The 19,806-nt window shown below is 59.0% G+C and carries 22 protein-coding genes and 4 pseudogenes; 11 read left to right on the plus strand and 15 right to left on the minus strand.

Features of this window, described 5'->3' with window-relative positions:
* Positions 1–35 precede the first annotated feature (35 nt).
* A complete protein-coding gene (locus ACFFUC_RS11400) occupies positions 36–254 on the plus strand; it encodes a hypothetical protein (protein ID WP_377686331.1) in 219 nt (72 codons plus the stop codon).
* Between the two features lie 1,236 nt (positions 255–1,490).
* Here ACFFUC_RS11400 and ACFFUC_RS11405 read toward each other — a convergent pair.
* Positions 1,491–2,707, minus strand: a protein-coding gene (locus ACFFUC_RS11405; protein WP_377686333.1) for an IS3 family transposase whose coding sequence is annotated in 2 segments (ribosomal slippage) — positions 1,491–1,748 and positions 1,751–2,707 — 1,215 coding nt in all. Because the reading frame shifts where the segments join, the coding sequence is not laid out codon by codon here.
* Between the two features lie 378 nt (positions 2,708–3,085).
* Entirely contained in the window at positions 3,086–3,754 is a 669-nt protein-coding gene (locus tag ACFFUC_RS11410) for a S24 family peptidase (RefSeq protein WP_377686334.1), read from the minus strand.
* Between the two features lie 100 nt (positions 3,755–3,854).
* On the opposite strand from ACFFUC_RS11410, the gene ACFFUC_RS11415 reads away from it, so the two are divergent.
* Positions 3,855–4,055, plus strand: a complete 201-nt coding sequence (locus ACFFUC_RS11415) for a hypothetical protein (protein WP_377686336.1) — start codon at positions 3,855–3,857, stop codon at positions 4,053–4,055.
* Between the two features lie 44 nt (positions 4,056–4,099).
* On the opposite strand, the pseudogene ACFFUC_RS11420 reads toward ACFFUC_RS11415, so the two are convergent.
* From ACFFUC_RS11420 to ACFFUC_RS11430, 3 genes and pseudogenes are all read right to left on the minus strand, one after another.
* Positions 4,100–4,396: pseudogene (locus ACFFUC_RS11420) on the minus strand (transposase); the annotation flags it as partial.
* A gap of 16 nt (positions 4,397–4,412) precedes the next feature.
* A pseudogene (locus ACFFUC_RS11425) lies at positions 4,413–5,312 on the minus strand (transposase); the annotation flags it as partial.
* Positions 5,228–5,653, minus strand: coding sequence for a hypothetical protein (locus ACFFUC_RS11430; protein ID WP_377686337.1), 426 nt, complete (start codon positions 5,651–5,653; stop codon positions 5,228–5,230). The gene ACFFUC_RS11430 and the pseudogene ACFFUC_RS11425, both read right to left, overlap by 85 nt.
* Between ACFFUC_RS11430 and ACFFUC_RS11435 the strand changes: the two genes are divergently transcribed.
* From ACFFUC_RS11435 to ACFFUC_RS11445, 3 genes are all read left to right on the plus strand, one after another.
* Entirely contained in the window at positions 5,643–6,074 is a 432-nt protein-coding gene (locus tag ACFFUC_RS11435; RefSeq protein ID WP_377686339.1) for a hypothetical protein, read from the plus strand. The genes ACFFUC_RS11430 and ACFFUC_RS11435 overlap by 11 nt on opposite strands.
* A gap of 310 nt (positions 6,075–6,384) precedes the next feature.
* Positions 6,385–6,651: a hypothetical protein gene (locus ACFFUC_RS11440; protein WP_377686341.1), complete on the plus strand. Its 267-nt coding sequence runs from the start codon at positions 6,385–6,387 to the stop codon at positions 6,649–6,651.
* Positions 6,648–7,313, plus strand: a complete 666-nt coding sequence (locus tag ACFFUC_RS11445; protein WP_377686343.1) for a hypothetical protein — start codon at positions 6,648–6,650, stop codon at positions 7,311–7,313. Before ACFFUC_RS11440 ends, ACFFUC_RS11445 begins: the two co-directional genes overlap by 4 nt.
* A gap of 287 nt (positions 7,314–7,600) precedes the next feature.
* Here the strand turns inward: ACFFUC_RS11445 and ACFFUC_RS11450 are convergent, their stop codons facing one another.
* Positions 7,601–7,765: a hypothetical protein gene (locus tag ACFFUC_RS11450; protein WP_377686345.1), complete on the minus strand. Its 165-nt coding sequence runs from the start codon at positions 7,763–7,765 to the stop codon at positions 7,601–7,603.
* Positions 7,766–8,505: 740 nt separating this feature from the next.
* Here ACFFUC_RS11450 and ACFFUC_RS11455 point away from each other — a divergent pair.
* Both ACFFUC_RS11455 and ACFFUC_RS11460 read left to right on the plus strand, forming a co-directional pair.
* Complete coding sequence (locus ACFFUC_RS11455; protein ID WP_377686347.1) at positions 8,506–8,712, plus strand: cold-shock protein; 207 nt, start codon at positions 8,506–8,508, stop codon at positions 8,710–8,712.
* A gap of 112 nt (positions 8,713–8,824) precedes the next feature.
* Entirely contained in the window at positions 8,825–9,106 is a 282-nt protein-coding gene (locus ACFFUC_RS11460) for a DUF982 domain-containing protein (RefSeq protein WP_377686349.1), read from the plus strand.
* Between the two features lie 715 nt (positions 9,107–9,821).
* Here ACFFUC_RS11460 and ACFFUC_RS11465 read toward each other — a convergent pair.
* Positions 9,822–10,310 carry a YciE/YciF ferroxidase family protein gene (locus ACFFUC_RS11465; protein WP_377686351.1) on the minus strand — a complete coding sequence of 163 codons (489 nt, stop codon included), beginning with the start codon at positions 10,308–10,310 and terminating at the stop codon, positions 9,822–9,824.
* Between the two features lie 206 nt (positions 10,311–10,516).
* Positions 10,517–10,951, minus strand: a complete 435-nt coding sequence (locus ACFFUC_RS11470) for a TspO/MBR family protein (protein WP_377686353.1) — start codon at positions 10,949–10,951, stop codon at positions 10,517–10,519.
* A gap of 499 nt (positions 10,952–11,450) precedes the next feature.
* Here ACFFUC_RS11470 and ACFFUC_RS11475 point away from each other — a divergent pair, with 499 nt between their 5' ends.
* Together ACFFUC_RS11475 and ACFFUC_RS11480 are read left to right on the plus strand one after the other, a co-directional pair.
* Positions 11,451–11,639 (plus strand): terminase small subunit, encoded by a 189-nt coding sequence (locus ACFFUC_RS11475; RefSeq protein WP_377686485.1) that lies wholly within the window; start codon positions 11,451–11,453, stop codon positions 11,637–11,639.
* Positions 11,596–11,982: pseudogene (locus tag ACFFUC_RS11480) on the plus strand (ATP-binding protein); the annotation flags it as partial. The gene ACFFUC_RS11475 and the pseudogene ACFFUC_RS11480, both read left to right, overlap by 44 nt.
* A gap of 456 nt (positions 11,983–12,438) precedes the next feature.
* Here the strand turns inward: ACFFUC_RS11480 and ACFFUC_RS20020 are convergent.
* Both ACFFUC_RS20020 and ACFFUC_RS11485 read right to left on the minus strand, forming a co-directional pair.
* Positions 12,439–12,596: pseudogene (locus tag ACFFUC_RS20020) on the minus strand (IS5/IS1182 family transposase); the annotation flags it as partial.
* Between the two features lie 34 nt (positions 12,597–12,630).
* A complete protein-coding gene (locus tag ACFFUC_RS11485; RefSeq protein ID WP_377686354.1) occupies positions 12,631–13,563 on the minus strand; it encodes an IS5 family transposase in 933 nt (310 codons plus the stop codon).
* A gap of 73 nt (positions 13,564–13,636) precedes the next feature.
* Here ACFFUC_RS11485 and ACFFUC_RS11490 point away from each other — a divergent pair, with 73 nt between their 5' ends.
* The gene (locus ACFFUC_RS11490; protein WP_377686356.1) at positions 13,637–14,104 is read left to right on the plus strand and encodes a DMT family transporter; all 468 of its coding nucleotides are present in this window, start codon (positions 13,637–13,639) and stop codon (positions 14,102–14,104) included.
* A 115-nt stretch (positions 14,105–14,219) separates the two neighbouring features.
* Here the strand turns inward: ACFFUC_RS11490 and ACFFUC_RS11495 are convergent, their stop codons facing one another.
* A complete protein-coding gene (locus tag ACFFUC_RS11495; RefSeq protein WP_377686358.1) occupies positions 14,220–14,792 on the minus strand; it encodes a hypothetical protein in 573 nt (190 codons plus the stop codon).
* Between the two features lie 544 nt (positions 14,793–15,336).
* Here ACFFUC_RS11495 and ACFFUC_RS11500 point away from each other — a divergent pair.
* The gene (locus tag ACFFUC_RS11500) at positions 15,337–16,413 is read left to right on the plus strand and encodes an IS3 family transposase (RefSeq protein ID WP_377686360.1); all 1,077 of its coding nucleotides are present in this window, start codon (positions 15,337–15,339) and stop codon (positions 16,411–16,413) included.
* Between the two features lie 225 nt (positions 16,414–16,638).
* On the opposite strand, the gene ACFFUC_RS11505 is transcribed toward ACFFUC_RS11500, so the two are convergent.
* Genes ACFFUC_RS11505 through ACFFUC_RS11520 form a run of 4 tightly spaced genes read right to left on the minus strand, consistent with a single transcriptional unit; the run spans position 16,639 to position 19,797 of the window.
* Positions 16,639–17,463, minus strand: a complete 825-nt coding sequence (locus ACFFUC_RS11505) for a sugar phosphate isomerase/epimerase family protein (protein ID WP_377686362.1) — start codon at positions 17,461–17,463, stop codon at positions 16,639–16,641.
* A 1-nt stretch (position 17,464) separates the two neighbouring features.
* The gene (locus tag ACFFUC_RS11510; RefSeq protein WP_377686364.1) at positions 17,465–18,145 is read right to left on the minus strand and encodes an HAD family hydrolase; all 681 of its coding nucleotides are present in this window, start codon (positions 18,143–18,145) and stop codon (positions 17,465–17,467) included.
* A complete protein-coding gene (locus ACFFUC_RS11515) occupies positions 18,142–18,903 on the minus strand; it encodes a glycerophosphodiester phosphodiesterase family protein (protein WP_377686366.1) in 762 nt (253 codons plus the stop codon). The genes ACFFUC_RS11510 and ACFFUC_RS11515 overlap by 4 nt, the downstream gene beginning before the upstream one ends.
* Before the next feature lie 18 nt (positions 18,904–18,921).
* Positions 18,922–19,797, minus strand: a complete 876-nt coding sequence (locus ACFFUC_RS11520) for an ABC transporter permease (RefSeq protein WP_377686368.1) — start codon at positions 19,795–19,797, stop codon at positions 18,922–18,924.
* Positions 19,798–19,806 lie beyond the last annotated feature (9 nt).

The following is a 19,806-nucleotide window of genomic DNA, read 5'->3' on the forward strand; positions in this document are numbered from 1 at the left end:
CGGTATGCCCGCTGGGTGTTATGGAGGGCCTGCTTATGGGCCAAAATCCAAGAGATGGTCGGCGACGCTACTCCGCCTTGCAACCGTCCGCAGATGAGATCGACAACCTCAGAACGAACAAACAAGTTGATCAGGCATTTAAAGATGCAGTCGACAAACTTGATCGGGATGAGGTCAGCGCAATGCAAGTAAAGCTTGAAGAAGACCGTATATCGACTTGGAAACGCCATTTCGATGCGCTTGGCGGATCATAGCCTGCATCTAGAAAGGCGGCGAGGAGCGCCTCGCCGCCTTTCGATAGCACAAAATTTCCGCCGGTTATGCCAATACATCTCACTCAAATTCGTCTTTATATGCTATAATCGATACATCCGCGCGGTATCGCTACGCGGTGCTATGGAAAGGCCTGCACATGGGTCACAATCCGAGAAGCGGCAAGCATAGGGATGGTAGCCAGATCCCGGCCGCTAGTTACCTGAGCCACAAAATGACAGCCCTAGAGGCTGACATTGCCTACCAACGCGCCATCGATAGGCTGGATCTATCAATCAACGTTGCCGAACAGCATATAATCGACCACTCAGCGGTAGCTATAGCCAAGCGCCACAGTGATGTGTTGATGTGGCTGGGTTTGGTAGGTTGAAGCAGTTTGCGGCGAGGAAACCTCGCCGCTTTTCAATTGCGCACCAAAAAGCCCGCCGGTTAGGGCAAGCTGTTGGACAGGCGAATTTTATTTATCAGGCAGAAAGGGGTGGTCGGCGCCCCTCTATCTCTTGGGCCTGCCTTATGCGCTCGGCAATTTCTCCATACTTCCCGAAGCTGACGCCGCAGCTGTTGCAGTGCGCCATGGTGTCATCATTCCAACCATCTGGAAGCGTGATTTTCGCAGGGCTGTCACCACAGGAGGGGCAGGGAAAGCTCAGTACTGGCGTATGTTCGCTCAATGCAGATCTCCTTACTTAAGAGGGTTTTATAGGCAAGGAGGGAAAAAATAAGAACCCCGCCAAAGGGCGGGGTGGTTGGGGGCATGTGTCCACTACAACCCCGATGCCGTCAACTGTTCCGGATCAGCTTCGCCGCCTTCAGCAGGACCTCCGCCACTGCAGGGTGTACCGCGTGAGCAGCTGCCTCATAGTGCCTCGCCAGATCCTGCCAGCGCCCTGGGGCATGTTGAGGTGGATTAAGCAGGAAATCGAGTAGGAAGGCCTCGATTGCCTCCTTATCTGTTGGTTTCGACACCTCAGTCATCCCATTCCGTCGTTGGCCGCGTCAGCCTCACCGACCAAGCCTCCAGCAGCCGCGCGGCCCCGAAGTCGCCATGCTTCACGCGCTCGTCAGCTGCCATCTGAAGGAGGGCAGGGAGCTCCTCGATGTCGACCGCCCCGGCTGCTCAGTCTGGAGCCGAAGCAGCCCGAGAATGACGCGGGTTGCCGCCGACCACTGGTCGGGATGCTCGGGGTAATCCATCAGATTGAATAGCCCCGAGTTTCTTAGACACCTTCGCGTCTCATCATCTGCTGCCGCTCGAACTCGGCAGGCGACAGCATTCCGTTCCTCACATGCTTGCGCTTCGGATTGTAGAACATCTCGATGTAATCGAACACGTCCTGCCTTGCGTCTTCGCGGGTCCGGTAGGTCCTGCGCCTGATCCGCTCGCGCTTGAGGAGGTTGAAGAAGCTTTCGGCGACTGCGTTGTCGTGGCAGTTGCCGCGGCGGCTCATCGAATGCTCAAGGTTGTGGGCGCGTGAGGCAACGCAGCCCAATCCATGCTGGTGAACTGGCTGCCCTGATCGGAGTGGATCAGCACCTTTCCCTTCGGCTTTCGCCGCCAGACAGCCATGAGCAGAGCTTGCAAGACGACATCCGTTGTTTGCCTGCTTTGCATCGACCAACCAATCACGCGCCGGGAATAGAGGTCGATGACCACCGCGAGGTAGGCAAAGCCCTCCTGCGTCCGGATGTAGGTGATGTCCGTCACCCACACCCTGTCTGGCGCAGCGACGTCGAACTGCCGGTCGAGAGTATTGTCGACCACGACCGATGGCTTGCCACCATAGCTGCCAGGGCGGCGCTTATAGCCGATCTCCGCCTTGATCCCCGCAAGCTGGGCTAATCTGGCCACCCGGTTCGGACAGATGCTTTCGCCCTGCTCAACCAGATCGTCATGCAGCTTGCGATATCCGTAGACTTTCCCACTCTCCGTCCAGGCGCTCCGCAGCAGTTCAGTCTGGCGCCTGTCTTCTTGAGCTCGCGCACTCATCGGGGCCTGTAGCCAAGCATAGAATCCGCTCGGCTGGATGCGCAAACACCGGCACATGGCTCGGACAGAAACCTGCCCCCGATGCTCGGCCACGAACGCCGTCGCCATTGGGCTTGAACCAATGGCGCTCCAATGGCTCCACTCACTTTGCATACCGAGCGAAATACGCGCTCGCCACTGTCCTCGGACCGATGGCGGACAATGGCTCGCCTTTTTTAGGATATCGCGCTCCTCGGAAACCCGTGCCAGTTCCCGCTTCAGCAGGCGGATCTCGGCATCCTTCTCGGTCTCACCTGATGCCGTCTTCGCGAACTTGCGCTTCCAGGCATAGAGCGAGTGCTTGCTCACCCCGAGCCTTTCAGAAACCTCGCTGACCGGGTAGCCCCGCTCCGTGATCTGAGCGACCGCATCGCGCTTGAAGTCGTCGCTGAAAGTGGCTGTGCCCATCATGGCCTCCTTGCCTCAAAATTAGCAAAGAAGGCGTCCACGAAACATGGGGCTATTCAGATCCGTTCCTTCTTGTGCCGCATCCGTTAAACAGCGTGAGGCAGCGTGCTCTTGGCAACCCTGGCTGCATCGTCTGCCCACTTCATGAGAAGCTGACCAGCTAGGTGATCGCCATTCCTTTCTCGCTCTTGCGCGGCGACGGTGAGCCATTTCTCTAAATCGACGGGCTTGATCAGCCCAGGATTTTGAGTGGTCAAATAGATGATTTGAAGCAAGTGGTTCGCAGCTGCGTCGAACTGATCGTTTTCCAGACTCTATTCCTTGACTATCTGCGTCATGACTACAGTCGCTCCACCTTACTGACCGACAGTGCCAGAATTAAACCTTCTTCCCCAGCCAGATCACCTTGCCGACTACATGAATATCCGTTCGGGCCATCTTGCTTGGCGGATAGGCCGAGTTGTCGGAGATAATCATCACGTCACCATCTGACGCGCGCCCCACGCGCTTGACGTGCAGCGCATCCCCGAAGCGCAGGACGAACAGCCCGTCGTAATCAAGGCTCGTCTTCGACGTGTCGAGCATGACCACATCGTCATCCTTGATTGTCGGATCCATGCTTTCGCCCTTCACCCCGATCACTTTAAGGAAGCGCGGGTGCGTCTTGGTGACCCTCTCGAGGTATCCAAGCGGGAACGAAATCCGGTCGATTACATCCTCTGCCTCGACTATCGCGCCGTGGCCGGCGCTCGCGCGCACATCGTGTACGTCAACCATCGCGGAGCCGTTGTTGTCGTCGCCGTCGCGTGCTGGCGCGCTGACTATGGTTCCCGAAGCTCCCGGCATGAATGGCAGGTAAGGAACCCCCGTCGCGGTCTGTATCTTGTCGAGCGTCCTTCTGGACAGGTCGAACTTGTGATCGGGACTATTGAGGGGGCGCGTCAGGGTCGTGGAGGAAACGCCAGCCGCAGCCGCCAGCGAGGTGGCATTCATGCCGCACTCGCTCATGACGTGGGTGATGTAATTCAGGGTCCAATTATCAGGCATATCTGCACTCTATGTGCAAACATGCATCAACGTCACGCTGCATTAATGCATTGACGGCAGATGTGCAGTAATACATATTCTGTGCATGGAGGCTCAATCTATGCACATCATCCACCCCGACAACATTCCAGAGATGGAGATTGCCCTCGCGAAGCGGGGCATTCCGGTCGCTGAAATGTGCCGCATGGCCTCGGTCGCCGAAACGACTTGGGGCCGCTGGAAGCGCAAGGAGGTTAGCCCGACCTTTCGCTCTTGGGATCCGGTCGCGACCGCCTTTCTCCAACAGAGGTGGTTCGGTTGATCTGAACAGTTCCCGGGCGTTTTCTAAGTGGTTTTCCGCCTCAGTTATGCCGCCACCGCATCGGGCATCGGCTGGTTGAAGTAGGCCTGATCGGGGGTTTTCCCGTCAAGCGATGAATGCGGCCGGCGGCTGTTGTAAAAGCCGAGATAGCGGCCGATCCCGGCGCGGGCCTCGGCCACGCTGGCATAGGCGCGCAGGTAGACCTCCTCGTATTTGACGGTCCGCCACAAGCGCTCGATGAAGACGTTGTCCCGCCATGCGCCCTTGCCATCCATGCTGATCTTGATCTCGCGGGCGGCCAGCACCTTGATGAAGTTGGTGGAGGTGAACTGGCTTCCCTGGACGCCCTTCTAAGCGTCAAGACGCAATTTGGGTTCGGTTGATCTCTTTGCTCCGGCTTTGAATGATGCCGTAAACCTCGCGGGCGATGTAGCGCTTGAGGCAGCGGATCGCTTCCATCTTCGTGCTGCCAGTCGCGATCCGCTTTCGAAAATAGGCCTTCGTGGTCTCGTCTAAACACAGGCGTCCAACCGCGATAATGTGGAGGGCGCTATTGGCAGCGCGATCACCTCCGCGGTTCAGGCGATGCCTAGTGGTCTTGCCAGATGATGCAGGCACTGGACTGACACCGCAAAGGGCCGCGAGGCCCGCCTCAGAGGAGAGGCGCTCGGGGTTGTCGCCGGACGTCAGCAGGAGTTGCGCGGCGCTGTTGACCCCGACCGCAGGTCTCGCAGGCAACTCAGGTGCCAGATCCTTGACGATTGCCTCGCACATGACGTCCAGATCCGCGATTTCATCATGGAGTTCGAGATAACGGCGTGCCAGTGATCGCAAGGATATCCGATAAGCCTCTTCGACCTGCCGATAACCCGTCATGTCCGGTCGCGAGGCTGCGAGCGTGCGGATCAACTGCATGCGGGTCATGCTCCGCAATTGATCGCGCAGTTTGTCTGGCGCACAGACGATAGTGGTCTGGATGATCTGCAGTGCAATCCGGCGCGCCTGCGGGGCCGTCTTTCGGCAAACTCTTAGAACTCTGAGGCTTTCCACCAGAACATCCCGGCTGCGGGGTGTCACCGTGCGGCGCTCCGCATAGGCCGCATGAGCCGCGCTCTCTGCATCGAATGTATCGTTTTTACCCCGACGCCTGCGTGCGAGCCTGTCCGGTCCCGTCACTTCAAGAACCTCCAGAGATGCAGCTCGCAGGTAACGCAGGAGACCCGCGCCGTAGCTGCCCGAGCATTCAACGGCAAGCCGATCCGACTTGGCGCGAGCAGATGCTCAAAGCGATGGGCGTTGGTCCTGACGGGATTGTCGGACCCTCCCGCTTCATCGGTGCCGTAGCCGACATGACAACTGCAAGGCAGTGGGCAAGCGACCTCAACCTCGATCGCCCCACCATCCTCGCAGTGCTGGCCGAAACTATCGCGGGAAAGAGGGACGGGCCGCCCAGGTCCTTCCGGTACTTCACCCCAGTCATGCAGCGCACAGCCGCCGAGCTTCAAGCGCCACCGCTCCAGCCCACCGAAATAGAAGGACCACGCCATGAACGCCCATTTGCCAGTAATCGCAGCGAAGCTGCCGCCGATGAGCGCCATCGACACATCATCCTTGCCGCCGCAACAGCTCGCTCACCATCGGGCCCAGCTTTCTGAGGTGATCGAGACGGTCCTGCACGGCTACTGGCGTGACGAGATGGCCGACCGGACCCGCGCCATGATCCTCGCCGACTGGTGCGACGAGATGGAAGGCTGGACCGTCGAGCAAGTCCGGTGGGCGCTGCGCAAGCACCGCGAGGACCAGCCCAACCGCAAGCCGAACCCGGGCCATGTTTTGGCGATCCTGAAAGAGGGCTGGGGCAAGCGGAATGCCGAGGCGGTCAAGGCTGCCATCGCACCGCCGGCAGAAGCCCCGCGCGCCCGCATGTCGGACGAAGCTCGCAGGGCGATCCTCGCCGAAGTCGGCATTCGCGACCCGCTCGCCGTCAGAACGATCGACGGCATCCAGCCCACCGCCTGAACCACGAAAAAACACGAACGAGGGACGCCATGACCCTCGCAGACCCGCAGATCATCAGAATGCGCAACCTCTGGCACTCAGCCCTCTCCGGCCTTCTGCTAGAGTGGCGCAAGGAATGGGTGAAATACCCCTCGCAGCGTGATCGCGTCGAGTAGGAGGTCAAGACCTATCTCGCCAGCCGCGACGGGCGCGAGGTCGTGGGCCTCTGCGGCTGGGAATTCGGCCCCCGCGAGATCGATCGGGCCGCGGCAGCCATTGCCGCGCCCAAGGGCGGCAGCGAGCTGGATATAGGCAAGAGGAGGGCAGCGGCATGAGCATTCACCCCGGAACGTTTCACCCGCTCGACGCGGAGAGCATCGCGGCCATGTGCGAAGGAAAGGGCGCATTCGCGAGCGCCAAGCAGGCGCACAAGGTTGCCAAGCGCCGCAAGTGGGCCTGCGACGTCTACCGCTGCCAGTCGTGCGGGCATTTCCATCTCGGAACACCGTCCGCTCGCGCGACCAAAGGTCACCCGCTGAGCGGCAACCGCCGCGGCGTGGCGATCACCAACGCCGGCAAGAAAAGGTCGCTGAAATGAGCATGATCCGCCCGATCAACATGGGCCAGCGCGTGCCGTACCGCGCGCCCGAGCGCCTGAGCATCGAGCAGGCCTTGCAATGGACATTCGTCAACGAATGCGCGGGCATCGACTTTGACCAGTTCGGGGCCTGCGAGTTCGATCGCGTGGGCATCGATCCGCTGTGGCGCGCCGCGAAGATGAAGATCCTCGGGACGATGGTCCAGGGCGGCGGCTCGAACCCGCCCGCGCATGACGCCCAGATCATCGCCTCGTATGTCGAGACGCTGCCCGACGAGTTCGGCGGGCGCCGCATGGCGTTGCAGGTCGTCGAGCTGACCCGCGCGCGGAAAGCGCCGGAGTGGGGGCAGGGTGTTCGCATGGCCTGCGTGCCCGCTGAGGGCTTCGAGATGGACGAACGCGATCTGTTCTTGATGGGTAAGGTTCGCGAGGACGGCAGTGTCTGGCACTGGACCGACGAGCGTTACCGCAAGCGCCAGAGGCGCGGGGAGTTCTGCTCCGTCACCTACACCGGGACCGCAGCCAGCATCAGCGCCACACGCCAAAATTACCAAGGATGGGTAAAGGCGCTGATTTACTTGCAAGCGCACCTGTCGCGCGCGCTCTGCATCCAGATCACCGACGAATTGCCCGATTTCAGCCCTTGGGAGGCTTCGGCGTGACCTGCGCAGCTTCCTGGCGGGCGACCTCAGCCTCAGCGGCATCTCGGATGAAAGCGGCCACGTTCCCCTTGCCCGCTACGGCAACCGGCGCGTCCCAAAGAAAGCTAAAATCGGCACAAAGGACGAAGCGGCAGGATATGATCCTACCGCTTCGCCTCTCGGCTACTAAACATTGGCAGTGCCAGCTGCAGCCCGGCGGGACTCAGCCTTGTCCACACAACTTCGCCAAGAAAGCGTGGCTACGGTCAAGACCGTCTACCACGACTGATACCTAAGCAATCTAAGGCTTAGGAACGCTGGCTGCTTTTGCCTTTATCCGCATCGGCTTGATGCTTTTGCCCTTGCGCAGGGTCGTCAGCCTGCTGAGGGGATTTGTCGCGTTCCTGAGCTTGTTGCGGCTGTTTAGCGGCGCTTTGGTCAGATTTTTGACCTTGCTTGTCGTCGGGGCCCATAAGGGATCCTCCATAAATCCGCGTCGGGATACGCCGCGGATTAACTTGATATAGTGGTCTGCTCGCCTGCCGCCTAACGGAAGCGCGAAACTATCTTCCACAGTCCTGTTATCAAACGAAACAAAATTCGCAAAATTTATCCATTGTGAAGCCGCTGCCCCACAGCAACCAAGGGCACGCCCACGATCCAAGACGCATGGGATCGCATCGAAGACCACATACGAATTCGCCTATGCATAAGCGGCGGAGAGGGAGCGCAGGTGCTCATAGGTAGATTTGCCCATGCCTTTTTAGACAAGCAACCCGCGCGAGCCTTTGGCGTTATCCACCCGTAACCAGTTTGCGTGGTGATTGTAACGAGTGCGAGAGTTCAGTGACCGTGCAGCCTTTGGCTCGCCGGTCGCTACGCATTAACGCCCCTAGTCCTTGATCCAGCTGGGCGTCGTGTCATCCACCTCAACGATCATGTTCTTCGCGCCCAGTTTCCTGCACCATGCGCAATGGCAGCTGGCCCAACGGCAATGCAGACGAACTGACTGCAAATTCTTTATAGCAATAACAATGGCTAAGCGCTGGCGACCCGGATTCGTCGACTCGCTCGTAGCAAATCAACGCGGATTACCCTATATAGATCATGCATCTTATGTTTCTCGGACCTGTTCCTTTCGGCTCAGCTTTCGACCGTCAGCTCTGCCAAGCCGTCGCATTTTGCGGGCGGCGCTTATAAAAGGAATATCACGATGGCCAATGGCACCGTGAAATGGTTCAACTCCACCAAAGGCTTCGGCTTTATTGCACCGGAAAATGGTCAGCGGGACGTATTCGTCCACATCTCCGCTTTGGAGCGTGCCAACATCCGAGGTCTCGACGATGGTCAGGCTGTAACCTTTGATCTCGAGTCCGATCGCAATGGCCGGGAATCCGCGACCAACCTCGCTCTCGCGTAAGATCCAGGCCAAAATACTGAAAGCGGGATCGGCTGGACGCCGGACCCGTTTTCTCAGGAACGGTAGAGATGCGATTGGCATCACCCCTCCGCGTCTTAAGAAAGATTTCTGATTGATCGAAATTAACTGGGGGCAACCCCATTTTTTAGTTACGTCTCCTCAGGGGGATGTACAAAAGTTCAGTACCATCGAGAAAGTAAAGTACTGGTTACAGAAAAGATGGCCGATCGCGGACGAAGCGCGCTCAAGCGCCTTGAAGCAGGTAGAAGCTGCGATGGATTGTGTTGCGCCAGTTGAAATGGCTAGACGAGCCTTCGTCACTGCAGCCATTACGGCCGGCTTCATTTCAAATAGCGTTGAAGACGATCAGGATCGTAGCCTGTCATGGGAGTGACGTTGTTTTGGGCACTTTTGAGCCGTCGCGGACCGCAGAAATATCCCACAACGTGCGTCCGGTGCTAGAATGAAAGCAACTTTTGTCATTCGCTTGGCCGATCTCCGGCGCAGTGAACCAGAGGCGTAAGAATGCTTCTAGGCGCTCTAACACACATTTCTCAACAAAGGATCTCTCTTCACGACTGAGTTAGAACATTTTTCTGACAGACGAAGGAAAAAACATGTCTGGTACAAAAAGCAATGCGTGGCAGGCTGCGGAGACAGCTTTCAACAGGACGCAACTTCAGCCCCTAGACCGAACCCGAGCAATGCAGGAGTGGGATGCTGAGGCCTCAGAACGTGTTGAAAAGACCCGAAGATTAAGAGCCGCACGCCTCGAAAGGGAAGAGGCAGGAAGAGCCGCAGGGCGAAGAGCCTGAGGTCGCCTCAGCAAGTAGTAGCGATGTGCCGTTAGGCCGTCAAAACTCCTGCAATTGGCCTGAGTATGGGGGATGGCAGGTCACATCTTCGACCGTCCGAACGGGTGGTCAGATGCTCACCAGTTTCTCTCGTCACGCGCGGTGAGGGATTAGCGAAGTATCGGCTGGAAAATTCAGAGAAGCGCGCCCACGGCCAAGAAGCCGTTGACACCCCACAACGGATCTTGCATTGTTGCCAGAAGGATTATTGCGCCCGGACGAGAGATCGTCGCGGGCGCTTTGCGTTTCAGGATATCACTTCTTCTTAGAGCCAGCTTCATTGATAGCTGTAACTGCAAGGGCTGTCAGTTTTGAGTTGGCAGCCTTTTCCTCGTCCAAAATCGACGACAGCAACGTGTGCGCTTCTTCATATCCCAGCGTCTTGGCCCATTCGCGTAAGGTGCCGTAGCGCGCAATTTCGTAATGTTCTACCGCCTGAGCGGCTCCGATCATTGCAACATCCAAAGCGTGCCCTGACGCCTCTGAAATAATGCCATCCGCTTCTTTCAGAAGACCATCCATCGCATCGCATTTTTCTCCCCGAGCCTCTTGCCCTAAGGATTTAAACACGGCCTCCAGGGTTTTCACATGACCCTTTGTTTCCTTCAGATGTTCATCGATAGCTGCCTTAAGCTCGGCACTACTCACCGATTTCGATACCTTCGGAAGTGCTTTGGTTAAGGCATTCTCAGCCCAGTAGATGTCTTGGAGTGTATGTTCAAAAGCGTCATTAAGGGTCTTCATTTCGGATTCCTTCCTGTTTGATGTCCCTCAGGGCCGTCGCGTTGTCAACGTGACCGAGATAGCGCGAGTTCCCAGAGACCAAATGCTACCCCATCCGCTCGCCTCCCGAGCGGGGAGGACGTGGCCCCGATCCAATCGGCGCGGCCCCCTCCGAAATCACCCGAGCGAAGTGAAGATCTTGCAGGTTGCTCCCCCGATGGCTCCTCTCAGTTGAGCGAGACAATCGCACCATTGAGCAGGGACGCAAACGCAACCCATGCTGCATAGGGTAGGAACATCAGCGCGGACACGGGGTCCACCATCCGCGCTCGCGCGATGAAGAGAGTGATCACCGCCAGAAGGGGAAGAATGACCAACAACCCAAGAGCGGGCTTTTGCGCCCCGAAGAAGGCTGGTGACCACAAAAAGTTGAGAACCATTTGTGCTATCCAAAGCGCCTTCAGATCGGACCTTTGCACTATATACCACGTCCGCCAGCCCACAACTGCGATCAGCACATAGAGGATTGTCCAGACGGGTGCGAAGATCCAATTGGGCGGATTGAACCACGGTTTACTCAGCCCTGCATACCATTCGCCTGGGACGTTCAGATATCCGATCAGTAGACCGATCCCGACGACAGAAAGAATGAAAAGATCCAAGGACCTCGGGCGAGACATATGTGCGTTCCTCCATGAGACTGGCCATCGCTACACTCAACTGCGAGGCGTGTTGAACCGTTCCTAGTCCTAAGCTGCGGCGGCTAATGCTGGGGAGGGTCGGCGCAGAGCATTGACGCTACCAGCCTTTCAGGCGCTCTCGTACTGACTTCTCGTCAGCGCCTGTCGTAATGCCGTGGGTCGTTCCGTCTTGGTGAATGAGGGTCACGCGGCACCCCCCAATCCCGCACTTAAGCTTCTTCAAGCGCCAGGGTGGACTGCTGAACAGCAACGTGCGGCGAGTCTCAGCGTCCGTGATCGCGATGGATTTCCCCATTAAATACTCCTCCTAACCTGCTGCCATGCGGCGCTTATTCCAAAGCCATGGCAAGCAGAAAGTTGCGGAGGCATCACCAAGGGCCACGATATGGCGAAGGAACTAACCGTCCCGCGCGAGTTGACGTACAAGCAGGCGCTGTTCGTGGTGCATTACCTGCGCACGATGGAGGCCAAGCAGGCCGCGCTGGATGCGGGCTACAGCCCCGGAAACGCGGCCAAATACGGGCATGAGCTGATGCAGCTGCACCATGTCAAAGCCGCGATCGATGCGGCCATGAGCGAACGGATCGAGCGCACGAAAATCGATGCGGATTGGGTTCTTCTCGACCATCGAATTGGTCAACGCCCGTGAGCAGAAAAAGACGAAGGGAAAGGCAGGCCAGCTTGCCGAGACCCTCGTGCGCCTCGACCTCGTGGTCCTCGACGAGCTGGGTTACCTGCCGTTCAGCGCCTCAGGCGGCGCACTGCTCTTCCATCTGCTGAGCAAGCTTTACGGACGCACCAGTGTCATCATCACCACAAATCTCAGCTTCAGCGAATGGGCCACGGTCTTTGGCGACGCCAAGATGACCACGGCGCTGCTCGATCGGCTTACTCACCGTTGTCATATCTTGGAAACCGGTAACGACAGCTTCCGCTTCAAAGCCAGCACTGTAGTAGCAGCCCGAAAGAAGAAGGAGGCTGCGATGACTTGACCCAAACATGACCCGCTTCGCATACTCTAAAGGTGGGTTAGTTCTCGGTGGAAAAGCCGGGGTGCGGACGAAAAGTTGGACTATCTTGGAGATAGTTCATGTATTCTTACGAAGAATGGATGCTGGCGGTCGCCCTCTATATCGAGCTCGGCAAGCGCGTGGATGCGACGATCCGCGAATAGGGATATCCATCGAAGAATGCCCTGAGGGGCTGCTATCGCGAGTATGTGGGCCATTAGAGTTTTCTGATCGCATCAGCGCCGCGACCGCCCAAATTCTCTGAGGAGCAAAAGCAAGTCGCTCTCGACCATTTTTTCATCCAAGGGCGCTGCATTTCATGGACGATGCGTGCCTTGGGGTATTCGGGGCGTGCCCCGCTGACGGCTTGGGTGCACGAGGTTTGGCTATGTTACGCAAAGCAGGTGGAGTTCGGACTTCCCCTTATCCCGGACGCACTTATACTGCGGGCTTTATGACAGGTATACCGAGCGCCGTGCAACCGTTCAGGACGGCGGCTCGGATCTGGAGTCGGCGGCCTGGAGACCGAAGTCGCTTGCCATGAGGCTCTGCTCCAGCAGCTTTACGCAATGCATCGGCGTTGTTGCAGAATTCCGCGCGGGTTCGGAATTCCCCCTTTCCCGAACGGGTTTAAGTTACGCGCTCAATCTCGGCAGTGCCGAGGGCATTGAAGCGGTTCATCAGTGCGATGCGGATGTGGATTTCGGCGGTCTGACGATCGGGATCGCGTGAGGCGATGCGCTCGCCGAAGGATTTGAGGCACCGCATCTTCGCCTCGAACCGGCTTCGGAGATGATAGCCCGCCCATTGCTTCCAAGTGGACCGGCCGAAGCGCTTGGTCGCGCGCAGGATATCGTTACGTGCTCTGGCGGCTGGACAGTCCTCCTTCCACAGGCGACCGTTTCTGCTGATGGGTATGATCGCCGTGCCGCCACGATCCAGAATTGCGGTGTGGCAGCGCCGTGTGTCGAAGGCACCGTCGCCCGTCACGGTCCCGATGTCCTCATCTGGCGGGATATGGTCCAGAAGCTCAGGCAGAACCGGGCTGTCACCTTCGCGGCTCGAGGTAAACTCCACCGCCCGAATATCGCCGGTAGCCGTATCCATAGCCAAATGGACTTTGCGATACTGGCGGCGACGATGCGTGCCATGCTTGCGCGCCAGCCATTCACCATCGCCGAGAAACTTGATCCCTGTGCTGTCGACCAGCAGGTTCAGGGGTCCTGGGCCGCGGCGGTTTGTGATCTGGACCGTGATCTTCCCCTGTCTGCGGCTCAGGGTTGAGAAGTCTGGCACCGGCCAGTCGAGATCAGCCAGCTTCAAGATGCTGGCAACCATCCCTGTCGTTTGCCGAAGTGGAAGACCAAACAGGACCTTTACCATGAGACAGAATTGCACCGCGGCATCGCTGAACACCGGCGGACGCCCCGGACGTCCAGCCCTGGGGGCAAGCCAAACCATGTCCCGGTCCAGCCAGACAAGTAGCGAGCCACGCCGCTTCAGCGCCTCGTTATATGATTTCCAGTTCTTCGTCCGGTAGCGGGCTGGTGCGGGCTTCGTCATACCGAGATGTTAACATACAGAATTCGCTTGGTGAATCCTGCGGAGAGGACAGTTCTGCAACAACGCCAACCAGATGCAGTCCATACCTTTCATCATTGCCGCCGCCGCCGCCGTCGCCGGCGCTCTCGTTCCGTTTCAAGGTGGAGCGAATGCTGCACTAGGTCGGGCATTAGGGCATCCCCTGTGGGCAACACTCATCTCACTCGCCATCAGTGCTGCCTGCCTCATTCCGGTGATGATCGTCACCAAGGTGCCCCTTCCGGCGCTTGGCAACTTGGCGGAGCAGCCGAGGTGGGTGTGGATTGGCGGGATCGCAGGCGTAATCTACATCACCGCCGCGATCCTCCTGATGCCAAGGCTGGGGGCTGCTGGCTTCATGACTGCCGTCATCGCTGGTCAAGCCATTGCCTCATTGATCATCGACCAGTTTGGCGGGGTCGGACTGAAGGCGCGGCCTGTCGATCCAGTGCGGCTGATCGGTGTGATGATGGTCATCCTCGGTGCTGCGGCCACCCAATGGAATGCATTGATGCGGGGTTGACGCAGCCCATCAAGTCAACGACCGCAACCCGATCAGCAGGTGCAACGAGTAGCATAAATTACGCCAGATCCTGTCCAAAAGATGGGGTGTTGATTTCCGTCGAGACGTGACCCGGTCACGTCTCGACGGAAATCAACAGATTAGGCTCTTCATACTCCGGTCGATGCGCTCGCTCGATCGTGGCAGGATTGATCTCACGCATCGTTAGAAGGGCATTCACCCTGCGCGCAGCAGGTCCCGCGCGAAACCATTTTAATGCCGAGTTCAAATTGAAGCGAGGGCGGCGCTGGCCCTCCTTCGGCTTGGACGCCTCCATCACCACTTCGATCATCTCATCAATGCGGTAAAGGCCACCAGCAACGGGGAGAGGCATCTTGCGCTGCTGGAGCGCCTGACGCTTTACTTCGAGCTTTTCCGCAACATCAGCGAGACTCACCAAGTCCGGCCGGACCTCGCGCAGAAGAGTTCCTACAGGTAGTGCCTTGATCAACGTTCGCGCCGTATCGAGGATCGCGCTCTCGGCATCATCTCCGACGGCTTCCAGCTCTACACCCAACAGACCAGCTTGACCGGTTCCCACGAGGGCATCCTCAAAGCCTGCCTCGAACACGGCATCGGACAGCGCAAATGCATCATGCTCACCTTCGGGAAGTGCGAAAACCAGTTCGAATTCGAATTCTTCAGCCATCGGCTTCTCCTTCGCCTTTATTTTCAAGCCTCACGCAGGCTAGAGCCTTTTGTCGGACTTTCTTCGCGAACTGCTGCGGGTTCTTGGGCGTCGACCACACGGACATCTGGCAGAACTCACCGCAGCGGCACTCCTTATCGTTAGCGGGGCAACGAAGGATCCCCCACGCGTGCCCCTTGCCTTCGATAAGATCCCATCCCAGCTCTTCGAGCTCTTGGATGACGGCTTCAATTTCCTTCGACGTGTGCTTCTTCCTTGGCAAAGAAGATACTCCGCGCTCTTAAATTGTCAATCGACAATTTATATAAATAACTGAGACAGTGCTGTAAGGCTACCACCAGAAGAGGGGCATACAGGTCCGGATATCAACGTCAACACTGCGGCTGTTCCGTCTCTTCTCCGATAACCCTGCGCCACTAGTCGTAGTCCTGTTGACCTGCCCCCGGGAGCGTCCCTCGGTTTAATGTAGAGTTTGCTTCACTGACCTGCCACGGGATTTTTCCTCCATCTGCGACTAGAGTCCGCCCCAACCAGAGGACGGACCATGAAGCGAACGAGATACAGCGAAGAGCAGATCATATCGATGCCGAAGGCCTTCGCTTTGGGATCAGGTTTGGTACGCATCCTTTCTCTCCGTTTGGTGGTGGTATCCCCGATGCTACGCTGGGGCGCGGGGCGGGCCATCCCATTAGTGGTGACGCCCGCTGTGAAGCGCGAGGCTGTCGCGCATCTGAAGGCCCTGCTTGGGCTGTCGGAGCGGCGGGCGTGTCGGATTGCCGGGGTGGACCGAAAGACGGTGCGCTATCGGTCACAGCGGGCGCCGGATACGGCGCTGCGGGGCCGATTGCGGGATCTGGCCAACGAACGACGCAGGTTCGGCTACCGGCGGCTTTTCGTTCTGCTGCACCGTGAAGGCGAGCCATCGGGGATCAACCGCATCTACCGGCTCTATCGCGAAGAGGGGTTAACCGTTCGTAAACGCCGCGCGCGCCGCAAGGCGATCGGCACCCGCGCACCGATCCTGATCGAGGCACGGGCCAATGCTCGCTGGTCGCTGGATTTCGTCCATGACCAGTTTGCCTGCGGCCGCCGGTTCCGCATCCTGAACATTGTCGACGATGTGACCCGCGAATGCCTGGCGGCGATTCCGGATACATCGATTTCCGGCCGCCGCGTTGCGCGGGAACTGACGGCGCTGATCGAACGGCGCGGTAGGCCGGGCATGATTGTCAGTGATAATGGGACGGAACTGACCTCGAACGCGATCCTGAAGTGGTGCGCCGAGAACCGGATCGAATGGCACTACATTGCGCCGGGAAAGCCGATGCAGAACGGCTTCGTGGAGAGTTTCAACGGCCGCATGCGGGACGAGTTTCTCAATGAGACCCTGTTCCGCAACCTCGTGCATGCCCGCGATCAGATCGATGCCTGGGTGAGTGATTACAACACCACACGGCCCCATTCATCGCTTGGATACCAGACACCTGCAGGCTTCGCCCTGAACATGATCAACGCAATCGCCCGCCTCGCTGCGCGAGATGATAGCTCCGCGCGCCGGGCGATTGCTCAACCCGCGCCAATCGGCGTAAATAACCACAGGGCTCCGGTCGTGACTGGATGAAAGTTCAGGGGCAGGTCAATCCAGCAGTTCGTTGGAAATTGTCATCGTCAGTGCTCCCTTCAGGAAGCATGGACCGGTTCAGCGATACACAGAAGACCGGACACTCTCCTGCTGTGCAGTGCGCCGCTGCATAGTTCGCAGTCGACGCAAGATGTGCAGGGCAGGGCACCCGGTAATCCTCGCCGATCAATCGACGAGAATTACCGCCGCTCACCAAGACCGTTGTTAGCGCGCCAAGTTGCGCGCGCGCAGCCATTCGACCGATGGCGGGATGCCCGACTTGTGGCGCAGTTCAAGGATCAGGCGCGGGTTCGAGCTTAGCTCTCCCAGCGCGCGGAAGACGGCGTGCCACATGATGTTGCCCTCTCCGATAGTCCAGTGGCGGTCGGCATAGCCGTCAGCGTCCTGAAGGTGGATATGCTGCAGCGTATTGCCCGCGCGGCGGACGAAATAGTCGACGGGCGGCGCTCCGGTCGAGCCATAGGCGTAATGCGCGTGGCCGGTGTCGATCGAGACGGCCATCGCGGGCGAGTGGAAATCCTCGACCAAAATGCGGCGGATGTCGGGGTCCTTGTCCATGATGTTCTCGACTACCATGGTCACCCCCAAATCCTCGGCGCGCTTGACCGCCGCGTCCATAGTCGCATGGGTGTTGTCGAGCACGTTCTGATAGGCTTTGCGTCCGGCGAAATTGTCGAGGTTATGATAGTCCCAAGTGATGTAGGGCGAATGGATCACCATCTGCGTCGCACCTAGATACTCGCAAACCTCCAACCCCTGTATCATTCGGCGCGTGACGACCTTTTGGATCTCGGCGTCGGGACTGGCGATGTGCAGCCCCCAGAACGGCCCGTGGATACCAAGGCGGCCCTGATAGCCCGAAAGCAATTGCTTGGCGCGGTCGGCGACTAGCTTCCAGTCGCGATCCAGCGCGCCGATCTCGCAGAAATCTTGCAGCTCGAGATCGCGGTTTTCGGACAGGATGAAGTCCTGAAGCGTTTCCAGTTCAGGCACGGTCATCGCTGCGCCCAGCAAGGGAAGATTGGTCATTTTAGGCGTCCTCAAGGGTTTCGATCGTCAGAAATTTCAAGAGTGCGTGGAACTGCTCCATGCCGTGAACGACATGATTCGCTCCGGCAGCGCGCAGTGTCGCGGCGTGGCCCGTCCGGTTCTCGGAGGGCGCGATAAAGCCGACGGCGAGGCAGCCTGCGGCTCTTGCGCAGTGGATGCCGTGGATGTTGTCGTCGATGAAGAGGGCCCGAGAAGGGGGGACGCCAAGCCTCGCGCAGGCGTAAAGCGCCAGATCAGCGGCAGGCTTGGGGCGGGCCACATGCTCGGCCGAATAGATATTCGGGCCAAATCGCGGTGCGAGGGACGTCCGGTGGACCGACCGTTTCAGCCGCTCGATTGAGGCGTTCGAGCAGATCGCCATCGGCACGGAAAACCCTGACATGATCCGCTCGATGCCGGGGATCAGCGGGACGTGCTGGTCGAACTGCTCGAACAAAAGCCGGTCGCTTTCTCGGACAATCTCGTCTGCCAACAGTCCCCGAGCCGCCATCCAGTCGCGGCTGTCATGCGCCGCGTTGCCCGAGAACACGGCTCGCGCCTCGTCGATGGTCATCGGATAGCCTGCGGCAGTCAATGCCTGGGCAAGAGCGCCGCAGCCCATTGGCTCGCTGTCCAGCAGGACGCCGTCGCAGTCGAAAAGAATGGCCTCGATATGCCTCATGCGGGCACGCCTTCGGCCATCAGCGCTTTCAGCTGCACAGGGTCGTCCGAGACGAGGAAGCCGGGAGCGCGCGTGATCCAGTGCTGCATCAGCTGCGGCGTATTGATCGTCCAGACCGAAGCGTGGTTCAGACCGATGGTGTCCGCGATCAGATCGTATTCGGCCTCGAACAGCTCGTGATGGATGCCGACGACATCGGCCAGATTGCCGACCCGATCGAGAAATGCGGCCATCCCTCCATGCGCCTTGGCCGTGCGGGCGTCGACCGAGACCAGACGCAGCAGGTCAGGGGCAACGTCGCGGACCTGCTCGACCACCGAGATGTCAAAGCTGTGTAGTGCCGAGCGTTCGTCCAGACCGGTGGCGTTGATCGCGGCGGCGGCTTTCTCGACCAGCCCGGTGTAGGGTATGCCATCCGCGTCGGATTTCAGCTCGATCCACAATTCAATCGAGGGGGCCGTGGCGAACAGCGCTAGCACGTCTTCCAGCAGCGGTGGGCATTCGTCGATCACCGCGCCGTCCGGCCCCTTGAGCCGCAGCGCGCGGCGCGCCTCGGGCGTCAAAGCGCGGACAGGTCCGCTGCCGGTCGTGGTGCGGTCGAGCGTTGCGTCGTGGATCACCACCATCTCGCCCGCGTCGGTCAGATGGACGTCGAACTCGACGGCATCAAAGCCGTGCGGCAGGATGTTGCGGAACCCCAGCATCGAGTTCTCGGCCCAAAGATTGCGGGCACCGCGATGTGCCATGATACGAGACATGTCAGTCAGCTTTCTGTGTTAGCGGATGGTTGGGTCGAGCCAGTCGCGCAGCCAGTCACCCAGCAGCGAAATGGACAGCGTGGTCAGCACGATGATCACCGACGGGGCGAGCATGATCCAAGGCGCTCGGGTCATGTATTCGCGGCCAAAGCCGACCATGTTGCCCAACGACGTCTCGGGCGGTTGAACGCCGAGGCCGAGGAAGCTGAGGCCGGACTCCATCAGGATGATCTCGGGGAAGGTCAGCGTCATCGACACGATCAGCGTCGAGGCGACGTTCGGCAGGATGTGCCGCAGGTAAACGCGCCAGGGCTTTGCGCCGAGCTGCACCACTGCTCCGGCGTAGCCCTGCGCGCTGGCAGAAATCGCGAGACCGCGCGCGATGCGGGCGTAACGCTCCCAGCCGTAAAAGCCCATCAGGCAGACGATCAGCACCATTGACGTGCCGAAAAACGCCAGCACGGCGAGCGACATGATCAGAAACGGCAGCGCGGCCTGGAAATCGGCCAGCGCCATGACGACCTGCTCGACCCAGCCGCGAAATTGCCCCGCTAGAAAGCCGAGCGTCGTGCCGAACACGGCCGACAGTATCGTGGCGCCAAAGGCGATGACTAACGACACGCGGACGGACTGAAGCAGCCGAGACAGAACATCGCGTCCCAGATCGTCGGTCCCCAGCCAGTGGCCGGGCGTGCCGGGCGGGGCCAAGCGCGCCGAGAGGTCCATCTTGGTGATCTCATAAGGCCGTAGCACGTCGGCAAAGATTGCAACGGCAACCATGGCGATGAGCCATAGCCCCGATAACCGGATCAGGAACGGCACCTTCGCGCGGATGCGAGACAGGATCCGGGGCTTTGCGAAGGTCTCGGCTGTAATTGCGGATTGGTCGGTCATTTGGGATCC

The organism is Paracoccus cavernae, assembly GCF_042430175.1.
GTDB lineage: Bacteria > Pseudomonadota > Alphaproteobacteria > Rhodobacterales > Rhodobacteraceae > Paracoccus > Paracoccus cavernae.

Bases quoted from the DNA above. Each gene is read 5' to 3' on its own strand.
- ACFFUC_RS11490 (WP_377686356.1), top strand. From the start codon at position 13,637: ATGCAGTCCATACCTTTCATCATTGCCGCCGCCGCCGCCGTCGCCGGC.
- ACFFUC_RS11430 (WP_377686337.1), bottom strand. From the start codon at position 5,653: ATGGCGCTCATCGGCGGCAGCTTCGCTGCGATTACTGGCAAATGGGCG.
- ACFFUC_RS11410 (WP_377686334.1), bottom strand. From the start codon at position 3,754: ATGCCTGATAATTGGACCCTGAATTACATCACCCACGTCATGAGCGAG.
- ACFFUC_RS11455 (WP_377686347.1), top strand. From the start codon at position 8,506: ATGGCCAATGGCACCGTGAAATGGTTCAACTCCACCAAAGGCTTCGGC.
- ACFFUC_RS11505 (WP_377686362.1), bottom strand. From the start codon at position 17,463: ATGACCAATCTTCCCTTGCTGGGCGCAGCGATGACCGTGCCTGAACTG.
- ACFFUC_RS11475 (WP_377686485.1), top strand. From the start codon at position 11,451: ATGGAGGCCAAGCAGGCCGCGCTGGATGCGGGCTACAGCCCCGGAAAC.
- ACFFUC_RS11500 (WP_377686360.1), top strand. From the start codon at position 15,337: ATGAAGCGAACGAGATACAGCGAAGAGCAGATCATATCGATGCCGAAG.
- ACFFUC_RS11450 (WP_377686345.1), bottom strand. From the start codon at position 7,765: ATGGGCCCCGACGACAAGCAAGGTCAAAAATCTGACCAAAGCGCCGCT.
- ACFFUC_RS11440 (WP_377686341.1), top strand. From the start codon at position 6,385: ATGAGCATTCACCCCGGAACGTTTCACCCGCTCGACGCGGAGAGCATC.
- ACFFUC_RS11435 (WP_377686339.1), top strand. From the start codon at position 5,643: ATGAGCGCCATCGACACATCATCCTTGCCGCCGCAACAGCTCGCTCAC.
- ACFFUC_RS11400 (WP_377686331.1), top strand. From the start codon at position 36: ATGGGCCAAAATCCAAGAGATGGTCGGCGACGCTACTCCGCCTTGCAA.
- ACFFUC_RS11520 (WP_377686368.1), bottom strand. From the start codon at position 19,797: ATGACCGACCAATCCGCAATTACAGCCGAGACCTTCGCAAAGCCCCGG.
- ACFFUC_RS11495 (WP_377686358.1), bottom strand. From the start codon at position 14,792: ATGGCTGAAGAATTCGAATTCGAACTGGTTTTCGCACTTCCCGAAGGT.
- ACFFUC_RS11510 (WP_377686364.1), bottom strand. From the start codon at position 18,145: ATGAGGCATATCGAGGCCATTCTTTTCGACTGCGACGGCGTCCTGCTG.
- ACFFUC_RS11445 (WP_377686343.1), top strand. From the start codon at position 6,648: ATGAGCATGATCCGCCCGATCAACATGGGCCAGCGCGTGCCGTACCGC.
- ACFFUC_RS11465 (WP_377686351.1), bottom strand. From the start codon at position 10,310: ATGAAGACCCTTAATGACGCTTTTGAACATACACTCCAAGACATCTAC.
- ACFFUC_RS11515 (WP_377686366.1), bottom strand. From the start codon at position 18,903: ATGTCTCGTATCATGGCACATCGCGGTGCCCGCAATCTTTGGGCCGAG.
- ACFFUC_RS11415 (WP_377686336.1), top strand. From the start codon at position 3,855: ATGCACATCATCCACCCCGACAACATTCCAGAGATGGAGATTGCCCTC.
- ACFFUC_RS11485 (WP_377686354.1), bottom strand. From the start codon at position 13,563: ATGACGAAGCCCGCACCAGCCCGCTACCGGACGAAGAACTGGAAATCA.